5 protein-coding genes and 1 CRISPR repeat array are annotated in these 19802 nt (G+C 63.4%); all 5 genes read left to right on the top strand.

Translation table 11 applies throughout. From position 1 onward, the window contains the following. The first annotated feature begins 1 nt into the window (after position 1). The 5 genes from cas8g1 to cas4g/cas1g all read left to right on the top strand — a co-directional run bounded on the left by cas8g1 (position 2) and on the right by cas4g/cas1g (position 7260). The gene (gene cas8g1 / locus G4L39_RS03915; protein ID WP_165106080.1) at positions 2–2185 is read left to right on the top strand and encodes a type I-G CRISPR-associated protein Cas8g1/Csx17; all 2184 of its coding nucleotides are present in this window, start codon (positions 2–4) and stop codon (positions 2183–2185) included. A 25-nt stretch (positions 2186–2210) separates the two neighbouring features. Further along, positions 2211–3194 (top strand): type I-G CRISPR-associated RAMP protein Csb1/Cas7g, encoded by a 984-nt coding sequence (gene cas7g, locus G4L39_RS03910; RefSeq protein ID WP_165106078.1) that lies wholly within the window; start codon positions 2211–2213, stop codon positions 3192–3194. 2 nt (positions 3195–3196) lie between these two features. Next, positions 3197–4759: a type I-G CRISPR-associated protein Csb2 gene (gene csb2 / locus G4L39_RS03905; RefSeq protein WP_165106076.1), complete on the top strand. Its 1563-nt coding sequence runs from the start codon at positions 3197–3199 to the stop codon at positions 4757–4759. 263 nt (positions 4760–5022) lie between these two features. Then, complete coding sequence (cas2, locus tag G4L39_RS03900) at positions 5023–5313, top strand: CRISPR-associated endonuclease Cas2 (protein WP_165106074.1); 291 nt, start codon at positions 5023–5025, stop codon at positions 5311–5313. An 81-nt stretch (positions 5314–5394) separates the two neighbouring features. Further along, entirely contained in the window at positions 5395–7260 is a 1866-nt protein-coding gene (gene cas4g/cas1g / locus G4L39_RS03895) for a CRISPR-associated endonuclease Cas4g/Cas1g (protein WP_205880765.1), read from the top strand. Positions 7261–7487: 227 nt separating this feature from the next. Then, positions 7488–19764: a CRISPR direct-repeat array (repeat unit 36 nt; unit sequence GTCTCCGCGCTCACACGAGCGCGGCCCCATTGAAGC). Positions 19765–19802: the final 38 nt, after the last annotated feature.

Raw genomic sequence — 19802 nt, 5'->3', positions numbered from 1 at the left:
CATGCCCGAGATTCGACTCACCGGTTGTGCTCCCACTCCTCTGGCGCATTACTTGAAAGCGCTGGGCATCCTGCGTCTGGTGGCCGAGCAGAAGGACCATGACGCCACAGGCTACTGGCAACGCGATGTCTTCGTGCTCAACAGCTCCTTGGACGCCGACAGCCTCCTCAAGTTTTTCCTCCACGAATACAGTCCCACGCCCATCCTCGCTCCCTGGAACGGTGGCAGCGGATTCTACCCAAAGGACAACCGCACAGCGCTCGAATCCATCGCCGGCTCAACTTCTCCCAGATTTGAGGTGTATCGCCGCACGATTGCCGAAGCCCGATCGGCGCTCAACCGACTGGGCCTGACAGCAAAACCCAATGCGGAGGCCAAACAACAACTGCTTCTGCTGTGTCGAAGTCTATTTCCGGAACAGGCTCTGGCTTGGTTGGACGCCGCTTATGTATTGACCGAACATGGGCCCAAGTATCCCCCGTTACTCGGCACCGGCGGCAACGACGGCCGGCTGGAGTTCACCAACAATTTCATGCAGCGCCTGGTCGAGGTCATCGACCCCGCCACGGGACACCCTCGCGGGACTGCCAGTGCGCTTTTAACAGGCGCTCTTTTCGGTGCTCAGGAAGCCCTTCCTTTGGCCAATGCATCCGTGGGCCAGTTCCTGCCCGGTCAGGCCGGCGGTGCCAATGCTGCCTCCGGATTCCAGGGAGCCAGTTTGATCAATCCATGGGATTACATCCTCACGCTCGAAGGCTCCCTGCTCTTCGCCTCGGCCGTCGTCCGCCGGCTAGAGACCACCGAACCAGGAACGATAGCCTATCCGTTTTGCGTGCGTGCAGCCGCCGCCGGCTACGCCAGCTCCGCCGGGGCTGACGAGGCCACAGCCCGCGGCGAAATGTGGATGCCCTTGTGGGAGCGTCCCACCAGGCTGCCAGAACTCGCAGCCATCCTCGCCGAGGGTCGCGCACAGATCGGCAATCGCCCCGCCCGGCACGGGGTCGATTTTGCCCGGGCGATTGTGGGTCTGGGTGTCGACCGGGGGCTGAGTGCATTCCAACGCTACGGGTTCCAGGTCCGTAATGGCCTGAATTACTTTGCCACGCCCCTGGGGCGCTTCGTCGTCCGCCGCAATGCCCGAGCCGACCTCATCTGTGAGGTGGATGCCTGGCTGGACACACTCCGCAACATCGCTGGTCCGACTGCCGACCGGGTGCCGGCTTCAGTAACCCGGGCCCTGCGCGACGTAGAGGAAGCCATTCTGAGCCTTTGCCAGGAAAACAGTGCAACGCGCCTCCAGGGCGTTTTGATTGCACTCGGCCGGGCTGAAAAGGCGCTGGCCCGCAGCCACTCCTGGGCCGCAGGTCTCGACAGCAGGCCACCCAGAACGAGAATCTGGCCGCTACACGGGCTCTCCCGACAGTGGCTCAGGGAAGCAGATGACGGCTCGGTTGAGTTCCGCCTCGCCACCGCCCTGGTCTCCATCACAGGCTCCTACAAAAACCGCGAAGGACAACCTCTGAGACTACCCTTGCGCTGCCATCTCGAGCCGGTCACGTTCGATACCCGACGCGGAACATTCCAGTGGGACGACAATCCCTCCAATCATGTCGTGTGGCACGAGGGTGATTTCGTGGACCTGTTGAATGCGATCTTCACCCGCCGTCTATTGTGCGCCACGCAGTCCGGCTTCTCCGAACTGCCCGATCACGCCGCATATCCCGCCCCGCTCGGCGACGTGGTGGCCTTCCTCGACCACCAAACCGACGATGCCCGCCTGGCTGACCTGCTATGGGGACTCTGCCTTGTGGACTGGTCATCCCCTGGCCGGCAGGAGGATTCATTACCGGCAACATGGAGGGATCCCGGCGACCTTGCTACCCCTTCGGCCCTCTTCAGCCTCCTGCGCCTGCTTTTTGCTCGGCCATCCGAGCAGGGTTCCCTTGCGCCCATACCCCTGGTGCCCGCTGTTCACCGGTGGGCCGCCGCCGGCAATGGCCTGGCAGCTTCGCGTCTGGCCGCGCAACGGCTCCGGGCATCCGATCTGGCCCCGGCGCTCGGGTCGGTCGACATCCACGGAGAAGCCGCCCGCCGAGCAGCGGCCGCAATCCTCTTTCCGCTCAGCCGACGTGATCTCGAACGGCTGGCGGACTTGATCCTGAAACCTCAAACCCAAAGGGTCTGAAACCCAACGAAAACGAACGAAACCCATGAACCTCGATGCATTAAAGAACAGCCCGCGCCTCCTCCTGGAGGCCAGACTCAAACCCATCGCCGGAACCCGCTTCCAGCCCACCGGCTTTCCGGACCTCGGGCCGGCACAATACAAGCTACCGGACGGTACGGACATGCTTCTGGTGGAATCCGCACAGAGCATGGCCAACCGATTGGAAGCCGTCTGCTGGGACACCGTCGCCAACGACTGGGTCGAACCTCTCCGCGGTCTGCCGTGCGTGGTCGTCACCGACAAAAATGGCCGATTCCTCACTTGCACCGTGCTCGAGGCCCACCGCCTCAATAGTCCCTATATCCTGGAGGGTAAACACAAGAACTTTGCGGAAACCCTGAAAAAGGAGTTGGCTGTCGATGACTTCGCGCCGGTCAACCTCAGACTGTTGGCTCAAGTACTCCTCAAATACGACATCAACAGCCTCCTGCACGGCGTTTTCTTGGCCAAAAGCGACATCGCTGGTGGGCGTATGCGCCTGCCCCGAGCACTTACCGCATTCATCGAGGCCCGCAACGTCACCGTGGCCCCCAGCGGGGGCGTCAAAAACGACGCTCTCAACCCTGGCGGGGACGCCAACAAGGGGTTTGGTAACGTCCCCTACCATCGCCAGGAATTCTGTGGCGACATAAGGGCTTACTTCTCGCTCGACCTCGCTTTGATCCGCGGCTTCGGCCTCGGCCAGGATGTCGAGCGCTTACTGATTACTCTCGCCCTCTTCAAAATCCTTCGTTTCCTGAGAGACGGGCTGCGGTTGCGAACCGCCTGCGATCTCGAAGTCGATGGCAACCTCGAGGTCAAACGCCCGGAAAACTTCGCGCTGCCTCCACTGGAGACAATTGAGCAGGAGCTCCCTGAACTGATCCGGGCCGTCTCCACACGCTTTGCCCAACCGCCCATCACCAGGGTGGTCTACGAAGAGGCCTCCCAGCCCAAAAAGTCCCAGACGCAAACCGGTGAAGAATAGCCATGTTCGTCATTGAACTCCGTTTTCCCGCGGGCCGCTACCATGCCACGCCATGGGGTAGTCACGTTAACGAGGGGGTGGTCGAGTGGCCTCCTTCGCCATGGCGGCTTCTCCGTGCCCTGGTCGCCACCTGGCATCTCAAGGCAAAAGACGAGATCCCCGAGGCCCCAATCCGCAGTCTCGTGGAGAAACTGGCCTCTCAACCACCCTCCTTCCATCTGCCGCCCGCCACAGGTGCGCATACGCGCCATTACATGCAGGTCATCGAGGGCAGAAAACTCAAGCCCGTCAAAATCTTCGACACTTTCCTTCACCTCGCCGGCCCTTTACGCGTCGGCTGGGACCTCTCTCTAACGCCAGAGGAACAGGAGGTCCTCCACATCCTCTGTCGCCGACTTGCCTACTTCGGCCGCGCCGAGAGCCTCGTCGAAGCCACGCTGATCCCGACCGGGGACGACTTCCTTCCCAATGCGCGCCCTTTGTCGGATACCGAGCCCGTACCCGTGGGAACGGAATTGGTGCGCCTGCTGACGCCATTAAGCCCCGCCGAATTCGCTCAGTGGCGGGCCCAACATGATGCACAAGCGTCGGGAAAAACCACTCGGGCCCGAAAAAGGACCCGCAGGCAGAGGCATGAAGCTCCGAAGCTGCCGGACAGCCTGTTTGAGGCCCTCCACGCCGACACGACGGACCTGCAGTCCGCCGGCTGGCTGCTACCCCCCGGCAGCCGTTTCCTCAATTACATCCGCCCGGCCCAGGGTGTGGCCCGGACTCCCGTCCGAGCAAGCCGCTCCCTCACCAAGCGCCACACCGTCGCGCGCTTTGCCCTCTCCAGCGCCGTACCGCCGCGGATCCTGGACGCCGTCTCGGTGGCCGAACGACTTCACCAAGCTCTCCTCTCACGCTTTAAAAACCAGGACCCACCATCCCTGATCTCCGGGCGAGATCCGGAGGGGAACCCGCTCCGAGGCCACAAGCATCTCTACATTTTCAGCGAGCCCAACGGCCCACGCGACGCCATCACCCACGTAACCCTCTACGCTCGAGATGGCTTCGACCCCGAATCCCGCCGCGCCATCGAGTCCGTCACACGACTGTGGGGACACGGCGGCCATGATCTGCAACTCGTTTTCCTTGGCTTTGGAGATGAGCAGACCTTTGCCGATTGTCGCCTGTTTGGCCCCGCAAATGTTTGGCGTTCCCTGACGCCCTTCGTTGCGACCCGTCATCCCAAGACCCACCGAAACGGTCAGCCCAAGCTCGACGTCGACGGGCTCTGGATAGGATCACCGGAACACGACCTGCGCCGTCTCCTTTTGGAGGCCGGCCTGCCACGCCCCTCTCAAATCACTCCCCTCCGCACCATCACGGTTTCCTCCCGCATCCTCCGCCCCATCCAGTTCCAGACCCGTCGATACCATGGTCAGGGTCGCCGCGCCACCCGCACAGTACCCGTTGCCTTCCAGATCGTCTTCCCCGAGCCCGTTAGAGGCCCCTTGGCCCTCGGCTACGCAGCCCACTTTGGCCTAGGACTTTTCGTCCCCGCTCCTGAACAAGCCCTGTAACGATAACCACCCCGGGTGCGACCTCCACCCCAGCCATGCAAGCTCGAACAGTGTTAGCCTCTAAACCATGAAAAGACGCAGGCCGGCCACTGGCGATTGGCATTCAGCATGCTGGCCTGTCCGCTTGACTGTCGGAAAAGCCAGGTTGTGAAAAGCCGACCTCAACAATTACCGGGTTGTCGCATGATTGTTCGTCCGAAAGCGAACTTTTCAACAACCTGCCAACGGCCCCAGAGGGCTCCGGTCCAGCGTCACCACGAGCCATGCGGACAACGTATCTGGTCTGTTACGACATCTGCGACGATAAACGCCTTCGACAGGTCTTCAAAACCTGCAAGGATTACGGCAACCACCTCCAGTACTCGGTCTTCGAATGCGACTTGAACCCCGCCGAAAAAGCTGAACTCGAAGCCGCGCTTTCCGCCATCATCAATCATGCGGAAGATCAGGTTCTTTTTGTCTCCCTCGGACCGGCCGAGGGGCGCGGAGAACGGGTCATTACCGCCATCGGCCTGCCCTACGTCCGCATCGACGCCCCCTGCTACGTCGTATGACCTGCTCAAGTGGACATACCCCCGTTCCGATATAGACGGTGAGGCACATACGGCCGCACCGGGTGTGCCTTTATGTGACATATGAATTCCAATTCAAGACACAACCGACCGGCTCACGATCCGCCCGCGGCGCCTGCCACGGCTCAGGCCCAAAGTCCCACACAAACCGACCCTGAACACGCCCTGGTCCCGGACCTGCTCCCGGCCCGCATGCTCAACGAATTCGTCTACTGCCCACGCCTCTTCTACTACGAATGGGTGGAGGCCCTGTGGGCCGACAATGCCGACACCGTGCACGGTGCCCACCAACATCGCCGCGTGGACAAGGGGCCCACGGCCCTCCCCAGCCCTACATCCGCCGAAGAGGTCCCCGAGGCCATCCACGCCCGCTCCGTCACCCTCAGTAGCGAAAAACACGGCCTCATCGCCCGCATCGACCTCGTCGAGGTTGAAAACGGCGCGGTCTGCCCCGTGGATTACAAGCGTGGGGCCCCGCGCCAGGGCGATGGCGCCCCGGAACTCTGGGATACAGACCGTGTCCAGCTCGCCGCCCAGGCAATTATCCTACGGGACAACGGCTATCGCTGTGAAGAGGGTATTGTCTACTACTGCAGCACCCGTCAACGCGTTCGTTTGCCCATTACGGAGGAATTGATCGAAGAAACCCTCCGCCTCGCCCACCAGGCCCGTGCCCTGGCAGCGCGCCGCCAAATCCCACCCCCTCTGTTCAACAGCCCCAAATGCCCCCGCTGCTCCCTGGTCGGAATCTGCCTGCCGGACGAAACCTGGATCACCACCCGTCTTGATATTACAGAGCCACCGTCCCGGCCCACGGCGATTCAACTTTCCCTGTTCCCCGAGTGTCCTTCAGAGCAGCAGCCCGTCCCGCCCGTCCGACGGCTCGTGCCCGCACGCGATGACGAAAAACCACTCTACCTCAACACCCAGGGACTCAAGATCGGCATCTCAGGAGGCGTGTTGCAGATCCGCGACAAGGAGGATCACACGCAGGAAATCCGCCTCATGGATGTCAATCAGGTCAACGTTTTTGGGAACGTCCAGCTCACCACCCAGGCCATTCAGGCCCTTTGCCAGGAGGACATCCCCATTGCCTACTTCTCCATGGGGGGCTGGTTCTACGGTCTCACGCGCGGGCACAGCCTCAAAAATGTCTTCCTCCGCCGCAACCAGTTCCGACTCGCAGATACCCCCTGGGCCTGCCTTAAAATCGCCCGCGCCCTTGTGGCCGGCAAAATCCAGAATCAACGGACTCTTCTCCAACGAAACCACATCGAGCCACCCGCCGAGGTCCTGGCCGCCCTGAAACACCTTGCACAGCAGGCCCGCACCGCCGATTCTTTGGAAACCCTCCGCGGGATAGAGGGCCAGGCCGCCAACCTGTACTTTGCACACTTTGCCGGCATGCTCAAAATCGACGACCTCTGGGAAGCGACTGGGAAAAGTCGGCTCCCGTTCACTTTCCACTTCACCCATCGCAACCGGCGCCCACCCAGAGATCCGATCAACGCCCTGCTATCACTTGCCTATTCCCTTCTCGCCAAAGACGTCACCATCACAGCCTGGGCCGTCGGCTTCGACCCCTACGTCGGATTCTACCACCAACCCCGCTTCGGCCGCCCGGCCCTTGCCCTCGACCTTATGGAACCCTTCCGGCCCATTATTGCCGACAGCGCCGTTCTCATCGCAATCAACAACCGCATGCTCACACCCGACGATTTCGTCCAGGTAGGCCCCTCGGTCGCCCTCAAAAACGACGCTCGCAAACACTTCCTCCGTGCATACGAGCAACGCATGGATACTTTGGCCACACATCCCTTGTTCGACTACCGGGTCAGCTACCGCCGAATTCTTGAAATCCAAACCCGTCTCCTGGCCCGGTACATCAACGGCGAGGTCCCGCAGTACAGCGCATTCGTCACGCGTTAACTTGAAGCACATTGACGGCGACAACGCACGCATTCAGCATACTCCGCATGAGCGAGAGGCGAGGTGATGCGACAACTGCGGCGGGCGCTCGCGCCTCGTAAGCCACGCCGCTGCAACAGGTTGCGGGTCTGCCGGGCGCATTGAGAGCGCCTTCGCGCTCCGCAGATGGGTCGCCGCTCGCGAACGCTTGACGAGCTCTTTGACAACCAGGTACTTAGTAGGGCGCAGTCTCCGCGCTCACACGAGCGCGGCCCCATTGAAGCAGCCTGCCAGCAATTGCAAAAGCACTTGCAAAACAGTCTCCGCGCTCACACGAGCGCGGCCCCATTGAAGCCAGGATGAGATGCTGGGCCCTGGAAGAGCGGAGTTGTGTCTCCGCGCTCACACGAGCGCGGCCCCATTGAAGCCAGGGGCATCATGGGCATGCTGCTCGACGCCTGGGCCAGTCTCCGCGCTCACACGAGCGCGGCCCCATTGAAGCGTCCCCGTGGCGTTCGTCGAATCCAACGCCACCGCCGTCTCCGCGCTCACACGAGCGCGGCCCCATTGAAGCAAGGAGGTCGCCATGTCAGTCACACTCCGTCCCGCCGGTCTCCGCGCTCACACGAGCGCGGCCCCATTGAAGCGTCGGAAAGCGCCACCTACAAAACCGAGGACGATCAGTCTCCGCGCTCACACGAGCGCGGCCCCATTGAAGCTTTGTGTGTGCATTTATATGTTGCCACAACCTAGCAACGTCTCCGCGCTCACACGAGCGCGGCCCCATTGAAGCCACTCACAATCGTCGCACAACACGAACGCCACGCAAGGTCTCCGCGCTCACACGAGCGCGGCCCCATTGAAGCCGATTACATGGATGGCATATCGGTCTTGGCTGAGGTCTGTCTCCGCGCTCACACGAGCGCGGCCCCATTGAAGCTCATGGTTCATCAATTCCACACAAACCACCATTTGCGGGTCTCCGCGCTCACACGAGCGCGGCCCCATTGAAGCCTGAATGACGTGTTCGCAGCGTTCTTCGCGGAACGCATGGAGTCTCCGCGCTCACACGAGCGCGGCCCCATTGAAGCAAGTTCATGAAGTGTTACGTCTCCGTTTGGCCAGAGCGGTCTCCGCGCTCACACGAGCGCGGCCCCATTGAAGCTGGACATTGCCAAACTGCGCAAAAATTGCATAGGTGCGTCTCCGCGCTCACACGAGCGCGGCCCCATTGAAGCGAGACATGTCCCCCACCCGGCAAATCTTGCCGGTCGGGTCTCCGCGCTCACACGAGCGCGGCCCCATTGAAGCGGAACGGTGGTGGAGATTGAAGGGGTAGGACGAAGAGTCTCCGCGCTCACACGAGCGCGGCCCCATTGAAGCGCAGCATCCAAAGCTTTCGCCCTCGCGGATGCAATTGTGTCTCCGCGCTCACACGAGCGCGGCCCCATTGAAGCTTTGGCAAGCGTCAATTTTTGAGCCAGTACCAAGTAGAGTCTCCGCGCTCACACGAGCGCGGCCCCATTGAAGCGCCAGATGCGTTTCGATCGCCTTTTTGACGGATTCAAGTCTCCGCGCTCACACGAGCGCGGCCCCATTGAAGCGTCGAACAGTTGATCGGCTCAAAGACGCTCCCGGGGGTGGTCTCCGCGCTCACACGAGCGCGGCCCCATTGAAGCTCGGTCAGCACGTCACCCTCTACATCCGCCGGGACTTGTCTCCGCGCTCACACGAGCGCGGCCCCATTGAAGCAACTCGTTCGCAACGCATTGGTTGCGGCGCCGTGCGGTCTCCGCGCTCACACGAGCGCGGCCCCATTGAAGCGTGGATGCCGATTTCCGGGAGCTGGTGGGACTGCTGCGTCTCCGCGCTCACACGAGCGCGGCCCCATTGAAGCGTGGGAAGGCTCGGGAGTTCCGGGCGTGCGTGTCGGAGGGTCTCCGCGCTCACACGAGCGCGGCCCCATTGAAGCTGCTTCGACTTGACCTGCTCGGCCACGTAGGCTGCGGGTCTCCGCGCTCACACGAGCGCGGCCCCATTGAAGCAGGATGTTGCCCCTGGTGCGGGACGACTACGTGTTGGGTCTCCGCGCTCACACGAGCGCGGCCCCATTGAAGCGAGACGCCCCACGTAAACCAATCGACGACCGTCCCGTCTCCGCGCTCACACGAGCGCGGCCCCATTGAAGCTATTTTTGGCTCCCAATTATGTGTCTGACGACAGGCCAGTCTCCGCGCTCACACGAGCGCGGCCCCATTGAAGCACTGATCTTCATCTCACTACCTCCACGGCCCACCCCGGGTCTCCGCGCTCACACGAGCGCGGCCCCATTGAAGCTTGGTTTGCTCCCCGCCCCTTGCCATTAGGCCGGCCCGTCTCCGCGCTCACACGAGCGCGGCCCCATTGAAGCCGAGGAGGAAGTCTTGGACGGAGACGCTCTTGGGATTGTCTCCGCGCTCACACGAGCGCGGCCCCATTGAAGCCTTTCAGTCCAGTGATCTTGTACTTGGGATCCCCGTAGGTCTCCGCGCTCACACGAGCGCGGCCCCATTGAAGCTCATGGCTCCGAGATCAATCGTCCTGCAATCACAGTGTGTCTCCGCGCTCACACGAGCGCGGCCCCATTGAAGCGGAGGGGCCGGTGTCCGTCTCATATCCGGGGTGCGTTTATGTCTCCGCGCTCACACGAGCGCGGCCCCATTGAAGCAACCACCTTCTCCGGCAGTCTGTCGCACCTCTTTATGTCTCCGCGCTCACACGAGCGCGGCCCCATTGAAGCATGCCAGCGCCCTGCAGGTAAAGATCGAGATTTCGCAAGTCTCCGCGCTCACACGAGCGCGGCCCCATTGAAGCAGGCGCAGCTGCTGGACAACCAGACGCTGTTGCGCGGTCTCCGCGCTCACACGAGCGCGGCCCCATTGAAGCCGTTTTGGTTGACGCGGACATGGTAGGCGACCGGTTGCGTCTCCGCGCTCACACGAGCGCGGCCCCATTGAAGCTGCGCTCTGACCAGCGTGCCCTGCGTATCCTCCCCAATCGTCTCCGCGCTCACACGAGCGCGGCCCCATTGAAGCGACAGATCATCCTCCATCCGCCGTAAAACGACGCGAGTCTCCGCGCTCACACGAGCGCGGCCCCATTGAAGCCGTGCGGATCCGCCCGGGCAGGGGCTGTCCTCGCTGACCCTGTCTCCGCGCTCACACGAGCGCGGCCCCATTGAAGCGCGGTGGGGCACGTAGAGGCTCGGCAAGTGGTACCCTGTCTCCGCGCTCACACGAGCGCGGCCCCATTGAAGCCGGGGCCGGCGATGTTGGTGGGGCAGGTCATACCGACCGTCTCCGCGCTCACACGAGCGCGGCCCCATTGAAGCATATAGTTTCCGCTCTGGTCCGGACTGCGTGTCCGGGTCTCCGCGCTCACACGAGCGCGGCCCCATTGAAGCGTCTTTACGCACGCACGCAATCCGTATATTGTGAGCGTCTCCGCGCTCACACGAGCGCGGCCCCATTGAAGCGTATTGGGGGTATTGTTGGGGGTTCTAGCATGGCAACGTCTCCGCGCTCACACGAGCGCGGCCCCATTGAAGCTGGCCAAGCAATAATCCCAGACAACATAGCTGACCAATGTCTCCGCGCTCACACGAGCGCGGCCCCATTGAAGCCGTAATAGCAGATTGGAAGGATATCTTCTGGAGTATGTCTCCGCGCTCACACGAGCGCGGCCCCATTGAAGCTGCGTGGGCCCACCGGGCCCTGAAACGCCTCGCGGAGGGTCTCCGCGCTCACACGAGCGCGGCCCCATTGAAGCGCGGCGTTGGTGTTCGGTGTGCCGTGGTTGGTCGGGTGGTCTCCGCGCTCACACGAGCGCGGCCCCATTGAAGCAGAAGCCTGGGCGGGACAGAGGGGGCGGGGAAGCGACTGTCTCCGCGCTCACACGAGCGCGGCCCCATTGAAGCGTGCCGGGTGTTCTTGCTGCTCGTGCGTGGATTGTGTCCGTCTCCGCGCTCACACGAGCGCGGCCCCATTGAAGCCTACTGTTGCGTTGGATTGTGTGGTTGTTGGTGGGACGCGTCTCCGCGCTCACACGAGCGCGGCCCCATTGAAGCCGTGCTCCGGGTGGTGGTGCTATCGGTGGCGTATGCGGTCTCCGCGCTCACACGAGCGCGGCCCCATTGAAGCGCGATGGTGCGTTTCTGTTGGGGCGCAAAATTGTTGTGTCTCCGCGCTCACACGAGCGCGGCCCCATTGAAGCCCGGTGTGTTGGCGGGGCGGGCGTGGTTGGTAGCGGTGGGGGTCTCCGCGCTCACACGAGCGCGGCCCCATTGAAGCATGTTTCGCACGACTCTGGCAGCCGGCGATGGGAGATGTCTCCGCGCTCACACGAGCGCGGCCCCATTGAAGCCGGGGTTCTTGGGGCTCGTGCGTGGATTGTTTCCGCGGGGTGTCTCCGCGCTCACACGAGCGCGGCCCCATTGAAGCTCTTGCGATCCGTATGAGGATGATTGGCGGGCGCAGGTCTCCGCGCTCACACGAGCGCGGCCCCATTGAAGCAGCTATAGCTTAAACAATGCCAAATATTGGCAACGCGTCTCCGCGCTCACACGAGCGCGGCCCCATTGAAGCCTGGATAATTTTGATGAGCTCCTCGCAGAAGAATTGTGTCTCCGCGCTCACACGAGCGCGGCCCCATTGAAGCCTTGCGATCGGCGAACGCCCGGGCCGTCAGGATGATTGTCTCCGCGCTCACACGAGCGCGGCCCCATTGAAGCTGCCAGTGGGCCTACGATGCCAGCCGTCGAGGTCCCGGTCTCCGCGCTCACACGAGCGCGGCCCCATTGAAGCGCAAAGTATTCCATGCACCAGGAGGCAATCTGATTGGTCTCCGCGCTCACACGAGCGCGGCCCCATTGAAGCCAGACCCGTCGTAAGACCAGCCCCAAGGCGTCCACCGGTCTCCGCGCTCACACGAGCGCGGCCCCATTGAAGCCGTGGCGCCGTGACGTCGAAGGCCTGGCCGTCGCGGTCTCCGCGCTCACACGAGCGCGGCCCCATTGAAGCATTGGGGAAGCCGGTTGCCACGAATTTGCCTTTGCGTGGTCTCCGCGCTCACACGAGCGCGGCCCCATTGAAGCCTTTCGACGAATTGATGCGGCGGATCGAGGACTTCGGTCTCCGCGCTCACACGAGCGCGGCCCCATTGAAGCGCGACGGCCCTCGGCGATGGCGCGGAGTTCGGACATGGGTCTCCGCGCTCACACGAGCGCGGCCCCATTGAAGCTAGTTCGTGCGATTCAGTCCGAATACGAATTTGGTCGGTCTCCGCGCTCACACGAGCGCGGCCCCATTGAAGCCAGGCCGACCCCACCGTCACCCACCTCCAATACATCGGTCTCCGCGCTCACACGAGCGCGGCCCCATTGAAGCTGGCCCAGGCGCGGAGCTGCGCCAGGATCTCCTTCGAGTCTCCGCGCTCACACGAGCGCGGCCCCATTGAAGCTCCATCTCCTGGAATCGGAGCTCGAGGACCTTCCGGCGTCTCCGCGCTCACACGAGCGCGGCCCCATTGAAGCAAGACATTGATCATCCAGGCCGAAAACGGCGCCGTCAGTCTCCGCGCTCACACGAGCGCGGCCCCATTGAAGCCTGACCACCTGTCGCTTGCTCAGCTGTTTCATGGCAGTGTCTCCGCGCTCACACGAGCGCGGCCCCATTGAAGCGCGTCGGGGGTGAAGGCTGCTGCTCGTGGTCTGGGGTCTCCGCGCTCACACGAGCGCGGCCCCATTGAAGCACGCCCTGCCCTACGCCCCAACCGACGACCCACGGGTCTCCGCGCTCACACGAGCGCGGCCCCATTGAAGCCCGGTGGGTGGTGGGTTCAGCCCCAGCGCCCCGCGTCAGTCTCCGCGCTCACACGAGCGCGGCCCCATTGAAGCGGCGGGAGTTGCGGTGGGTGTGTCCGCGGTATCGGTTCGTCTCCGCGCTCACACGAGCGCGGCCCCATTGAAGCACTACCCACCGCAACAGCCCGCGCAGCATCCTCCACCCGTCTCCGCGCTCACACGAGCGCGGCCCCATTGAAGCTTGGTCAGAGCTGTGGTTGAAATCGTGCGCTCCAGGTCGTCTCCGCGCTCACACGAGCGCGGCCCCATTGAAGCCGTTTGCCGGATGAAGAGGTTCGGAGTTTTTGGTTGCGGTCTCCGCGCTCACACGAGCGCGGCCCCATTGAAGCATAGTCTTGGCGATGCTGCGCGGTGTGGGGGGGTGCGGGTCTCCGCGCTCACACGAGCGCGGCCCCATTGAAGCCTCCCCAACAGAAACGCACCCTCCCGAATGCATACATGTCTCCGCGCTCACACGAGCGCGGCCCCATTGAAGCAGGGGGGTGCGATCCCTGGCGGTCAGGCTCGTTGGTGTCTCCGCGCTCACACGAGCGCGGCCCCATTGAAGCTGCAGTCCAGCACGCGATGGATGTACAGTCGCGGGCCGGTCTCCGCGCTCACACGAGCGCGGCCCCATTGAAGCATGTCGAGTGAGTGAGTGGGTCTGGGCTGTGTTCTGTCTGTCTCCGCGCTCACACGAGCGCGGCCCCATTGAAGCATGAGCTCCTCGCAGAAGAACCTCACGTCGTCGGCGTCGTGTCTCCGCGCTCACACGAGCGCGGCCCCATTGAAGCGGCAAGCTTTTTCAGATTTCCGGTTTTGAAATTTCAAGTCTCCGCGCTCACACGAGCGCGGCCCCATTGAAGCTGTGGCAAGGTCAGTCCTCGCCATGCGTGGAGACCTTCGTCTCCGCGCTCACACGAGCGCGGCCCCATTGAAGCGAGGTCTATGCCAGCCCGACGGTGCGGAGCCCTCTGGTCTCCGCGCTCACACGAGCGCGGCCCCATTGAAGCAGTCAGCATCCTCAGAAGAGTCCCGGCGCAAGAGCAAGGTCTCCGCGCTCACACGAGCGCGGCCCCATTGAAGCGTGAGGAATGCGCTCTTCCTTTGCAGAAGCGGAGAGGTCTCCGCGCTCACACGAGCGCGGCCCCATTGAAGCCCAAAGCTTTGTGGGTTGTGTGTTTTGTGTGTGTTGTGTGTCTCCGCGCTCACACGAGCGCGGCCCCATTGAAGCGACGTATGACACAACTTGGCAAGCTTTAAGCTTGCCAAGTGTCTCCGCGCTCACACGAGCGCGGCCCCATTGAAGCTAAGTCTTCAGCTCGAGCCAGCCTTTGCGCGGCACCGTCTCCGCGCTCACACGAGCGCGGCCCCATTGAAGCCATACCGCAGTGTTTCACGCATTTCGTGCAGGTGTTTCGTCTCCGCGCTCACACGAGCGCGGCCCCATTGAAGCCCTTGCTGCCGCGCGGCTCGGGATCTTTGCCGCCGCCGCGTCTCCGCGCTCACACGAGCGCGGCCCCATTGAAGCCAGCTGCAGCTGGTCATGCCCATGCGGGCCGATGCCGTCTCCGCGCTCACACGAGCGCGGCCCCATTGAAGCCTGATGAAAGGAGCTGATCATGGACACGATGCGTGAAGTCTCCGCGCTCACACGAGCGCGGCCCCATTGAAGCATGGTCCATCCGGTGTGGGGAAGTCGAAGATCGCACACGTCTCCGCGCTCACACGAGCGCGGCCCCATTGAAGCAGGATCGGGGTGCCGGTCATGAAGATCCGGCGCTTCGGTCTCCGCGCTCACACGAGCGCGGCCCCATTGAAGCTAGGCCTGGGGCATGAGTACGGTGCGCTGCGGGACAGGGGGTCTCCGCGCTCACACGAGCGCGGCCCCATTGAAGCAAGGTGGGGCAACTGCTCCGACAATTGGGCGGTGGTAGTCTCCGCGCTCACACGAGCGCGGCCCCATTGAAGCGGCGGATGCGTTCGTTGCTGCTCTTGGGGTTGCCGCTAGTCTCCGCGCTCACACGAGCGCGGCCCCATTGAAGCAAGAGGTTGGGATCGCCGGCCTCTGCATCGAACGCCGCGTCTCCGCGCTCACACGAGCGCGGCCCCATTGAAGCCGTTGGTGATTTCCATTGTCCATGTGCCTCCCCTCCACGTCTCCGCGCTCACACGAGCGCGGCCCCATTGAAGCTCTACGTGACCAGTCAACAGCTCGACGCAGCGCCTGGTCTCCGCGCTCACACGAGCGCGGCCCCATTGAAGCGCGTGGTGCGCAGACGACTGGTGGCAATACGAACGTGGGGTCTCCGCGCTCACACGAGCGCGGCCCCATTGAAGCCCCAGCAATCTCCCATTCCTCTATCTCGCCGGTTTCGGTCTCCGCGCTCACACGAGCGCGGCCCCATTGAAGCGGATGCCGGTGCAGTGCAAGCTCTGCGGTTGCATCAGTCTCCGCGCTCACACGAGCGCGGCCCCATTGAAGCCACAACTTGGCGCCATGGCCTTCTGCCGATATTGAGGTCTCCGCGCTCACACGAGCGCGGCCCCATTGAAGCCAAGATGATGACACGGCGGAATAGTCCGTCATTGACTGAGTCTCCGCGCTCACACGAGCGCGGCCCCATTGAAGCCCGCTGTACCTCGCCGCGCTGTATTGTCACAATTCGGTCTCCGCGCTCACACGAGCGCGGCCCCATTGAAGCCTGGCGCCCGGAATCCGCTGGAGAATGTTACTGATGCGTCTCCGCGCTCACACGAGCGCGGCCCCATTGAAGCGAGGTGCGGTCAATCACAATCCGAACAATGCCTCGACAAGTCTCCGCGCTCACACGAGCGCGGCCCCATTGAAGCTTTGAGGGGGCTTCCTTTTTGGGGCTTGACAAATGCCGTCTCCGCGCTCACACGAGCGCGGCCCCATTGAAGCCGCAGGTGGTCGTTCGGGAGTATCCGTTGGTCAGTCGTCTCCGCGCTCACACGAGCGCGGCCCCATTGAAGCGAAGGGGACGCCCACGGCGGATTGATCGGGACCGGCGGTCTCCGCGCTCACACGAGCGCGGCCCCATTGAAGCCATCTCTTGTTGAATGGCCTTCGGACCTCCCAGCTCCAGTCTCCGCGCTCACACGAGCGCGGCCCCATTGAAGCCGACCGACGCGCCTGGCTCGCAGCCAGTCGCGAAGATGTCTCCGCGCTCACACGAGCGCGGCCCCATTGAAGCACGCCGATCATGCGCATGCCGGCGAGATAAGGCACCGGTCTCCGCGCTCACACGAGCGCGGCCCCATTGAAGCAGGTTTGATTCTGGCGGCCTCAGAGTGGATGGACTGGGTCTCCGCGCTCACACGAGCGCGGCCCCATTGAAGCCAGCAATGCTACCACGTCAATCGAAACGTTGTCATGTGTCTCCGCGCTCACACGAGCGCGGCCCCATTGAAGCAACGCAGCCGCGGTCAGATAGCCCGCGTCGGCAATGGTCTCCGCGCTCACACGAGCGCGGCCCCATTGAAGCACGCCATTGAGCATCAACGACTTACAACGACCTCCAGGGTCTCCGCGCTCACACGAGCGCGGCCCCATTGAAGCAACGATGACCAGGAGGTCCGGGTGTTGGTGCTGTCGATCGTCTCCGCGCTCACACGAGCGCGGCCCCATTGAAGCCGGATCTGTTCGGCTCGGTACAGGGTGAGGTAAGGCCGGTCTCCGCGCTCACACGAGCGCGGCCCCATTGAAGCCTCCCGGGAGTGACCCAGTTTTCGGTGGGGAAAGATTAGTCTCCGCGCTCACACGAGCGCGGCCCCATTGAAGCGGGGAGACGTTGAGGGATTGGCTGATCACGGCGGCGGGTCTCCGCGCTCACACGAGCGCGGCCCCATTGAAGCCCAGTCCAAGGGAGAGTCCGCGTGAGAATTCCGCATTTTGTCTCCGCGCTCACACGAGCGCGGCCCCATTGAAGCATACTCCTTCAGCATCGCGACTGGATCATTGTGTCTCCGTCTCCGCGCTCACACGAGCGCGGCCCCATTGAAGCGTTGATCACCAGCCCCGGGAATGCCGCGTACTGGACCGGTCTCCGCGCTCACACGAGCGCGGCCCCATTGAAGCCACGAAGATCCTCCCCACATTGCCGAACCCGGCCATCGTCTCCGCGCTCACACGAGCGCGGCCCCATTGAAGCACCAAATACTTGGCCACATACGACCCCGCGGCTTCCGTCTCCGCGCTCACACGAGCGCGGCCCCATTGAAGCAGTGCGGTCAAAGAGGTTACCACGCCATCCGGCGGGTCTCCGCGCTCACACGAGCGCGGCCCCATTGAAGCCCGAGGGGCCCCCAGGACCAAACGACGCTCTAAAAGTCTCCGCGCTCACACGAGCGCGGCCCCATTGAAGCGGAGCGGACCAAGGCCGGGCGGATCCATTACCACGTGGTCTCCGCGCTCACACGAGCGCGGCCCCATTGAAGCGGGCGGAGGCTTGCGATGCTTCCCACACTGACCGAGTCTCCGCGCTCACACGAGCGCGGCCCCATTGAAGCACCGCAGCAATCACATCTGCCATCCACAGGTTGGGCGTGTCTCCGCGCTCACACGAGCGCGGCCCCATTGAAGCCTCACTGGCACCCACCGGACCGCATCCACCGGACAGGTCTCCGCGCTCACACGAGCGCGGCCCCATTGAAGCGACGCGGCATGGTGGGATCGGAAGGTCGCCCTGGAAGTCTCCGCGCTCACACGAGCGCGGCCCCATTGAAGCGTTGACCAGTCCGCCCATGTCCACGGGGGCGCCGAGTCTCCGCGCTCACACGAGCGCGGCCCCATTGAAGCATATCGCTCCTCCTTTCAGCTCTTCTTCGGGATTGGCGTCTCCGCGCTCACACGAGCGCGGCCCCATTGAAGCCGTATTACTCTTCGGGCACCTATTGGTGGGGGTGGGTTGTCTCCGCGCTCACACGAGCGCGGCCCCATTGAAGCTCAAGCTCATACATCACCCGCCTTCATACGCGACCAAGTCTCCGCGCTCACACGAGCGCGGCCCCATTGAAGCAATAGCACTACTACATGGTAATGCCACCGCCCGTTGCGCTGGTCTCCGCGCTCACACGAGCGCGGCCCCATTGAAGCGGGCCGCCTCCCCACCCATTCCGCCCGGCACCGCCGGGTCTCCGCGCTCACACGAGCGCGGCCCCATTGAAGCGGACTGGAGGGACTCTGATGCCGGGCGAAGCTGGAGGTCTCCGCGCTCACACGAGCGCGGCCCCATTGAAGCGAGGGGTTCCGACCCTCCGGGGGGCTCCCCCGACCACGTCTCCGCGCTCACACGAGCGCGGCCCCATTGAAGCCTTCACACGCATGACTCACCACTACCCCAAGGAGGGGGTCTCCGCGCTCACACGAGCGCGGCCCCATTGAAGCAACCCGAACACGTGGGATGTGGAAGAGGTGAGTTTGGTCTCCGCGCTCACACGAGCGCGGCCCCATTGAAGCTGGGGGCATTCTGAAGGCGTTAACGTTCCGTCGGCGGTCTCCGCGCTCACACGAGCGCGGCCCCATTGAAGCCCGAGGGGCCCCCAGGACAAAACGACGCTCTCAAAGCCGTCTCCGCGCTCACACGAGCGCGGCCCCATTGAAGCATTTCCAGCTTCGCTGGATGTGGCTCACTGCTCCTGGTCTCCGCGCTCACACGAGCGCGGCCCCATTGAAGCTCGGGGGGCTATCGGCCTTTTCAGGCCATCTGAATGTCTCCGCGCTCACACGAGCGCGGCCCCATTGAAGCTAAACATGCGCAAAACTTTTCGAAAGTTTTCTTTGGGTCTCCGCGCTCACACGAGCGCGGCCCCATTGAAGCCCGGACTGTAGGAGCAGAGCCACGAGTACCAGACCTGAGGTCTCCGCGCTCACACGAGCGCGGCCCCATTGAAGCTGGTTGCGGCGCCTGCCTTGGGTGGAACAACCCCTGCGTCTCCGCGCTCACACGAGCGCGGCCCCATTGAAGCTCCCTTCCCTCCCGCCACGGATCGATGAACCGTTGTGTCTCCGCGCTCACACGAGCGCGGCCCCATTGAAGCCAGGCGCTGCCACGATACTCAAGCTGTTGGGCGACCCGTCTCCGCGCTCACACGAGCGCGGCCCCATTGAAGCCGCGGCTCCGCTGGTTTTGGTTGCGGCGCCTGCCTTGTCTCCGCGCTCACACGAGCGCGGCCCCATTGAAGCACGGCCAATGAATTGGCGGGTACAAATCGGCGCTTATGTCTCCGCGCTCACACGAGCGCGGCCCCATTGAAGCCTGACGGCTCTGCCAGTCTGACAGGAATCCCACCAACTCAGTCTCCGCGCTCACACGAGCGCGGCCCCATTGAAGCTCAACCTTGATCAGGGCAACCTCTGTTTCGATGAAAGTCTCCGCGCTCACACGAGCGCGGCCCCATTGAAGCCGGATCGGACGGCCAGGCACCTGATACGGGCGTTGTGTCTCCGCGCTCACACGAGCGCGGCCCCATTGAAGCAAGCGCAGGATGGCCGGGCAATCGCGCCAGGAGCTCGTCTCCGCGCTCACACGAGCGCGGCCCCATTGAAGCTATTGGGGGCGAAGAAGGAAGGCCGCCCACCGTTGAGTGTCTCCGCGCTCACACGAGCGCGGCCCCATTGAAGCGGGGAGGTGATCCAAAAGGTCTCCAATCAAACCGCGCT

Source organism: Limisphaera ngatamarikiensis, from assembly GCF_011044775.1.
Lineage (GTDB): Bacteria > Verrucomicrobiota > Verrucomicrobiia > Limisphaerales > Limisphaeraceae > Limisphaera > Limisphaera ngatamarikiensis.
Note: the sequence above shows the minus strand (reverse complement) of the source record. Positions and strands in the feature narration are given on the sequence as shown.

Excerpts from the sequence above, each read along its gene's own strand:
- cas4g/cas1g (WP_205880765.1), top strand. The coding sequence starts at position 5,395 with ATGAATTCCAATTCAAGACACAACCGACCGGCTCACGATCCGCCCGCG.
- cas7g (WP_165106078.1), top strand. The coding sequence starts at position 2,211 with ATGAACCTCGATGCATTAAAGAACAGCCCGCGCCTCCTCCTGGAGGCC.
- csb2 (WP_165106076.1), top strand. The coding sequence starts at position 3,197 with ATGTTCGTCATTGAACTCCGTTTTCCCGCGGGCCGCTACCATGCCACG.
- cas2 (WP_165106074.1), top strand. The coding sequence starts at position 5,023 with ATGCGGACAACGTATCTGGTCTGTTACGACATCTGCGACGATAAACGC.
- cas8g1 (WP_165106080.1), top strand. The coding sequence starts at position 2 with ATGCCCGAGATTCGACTCACCGGTTGTGCTCCCACTCCTCTGGCGCAT.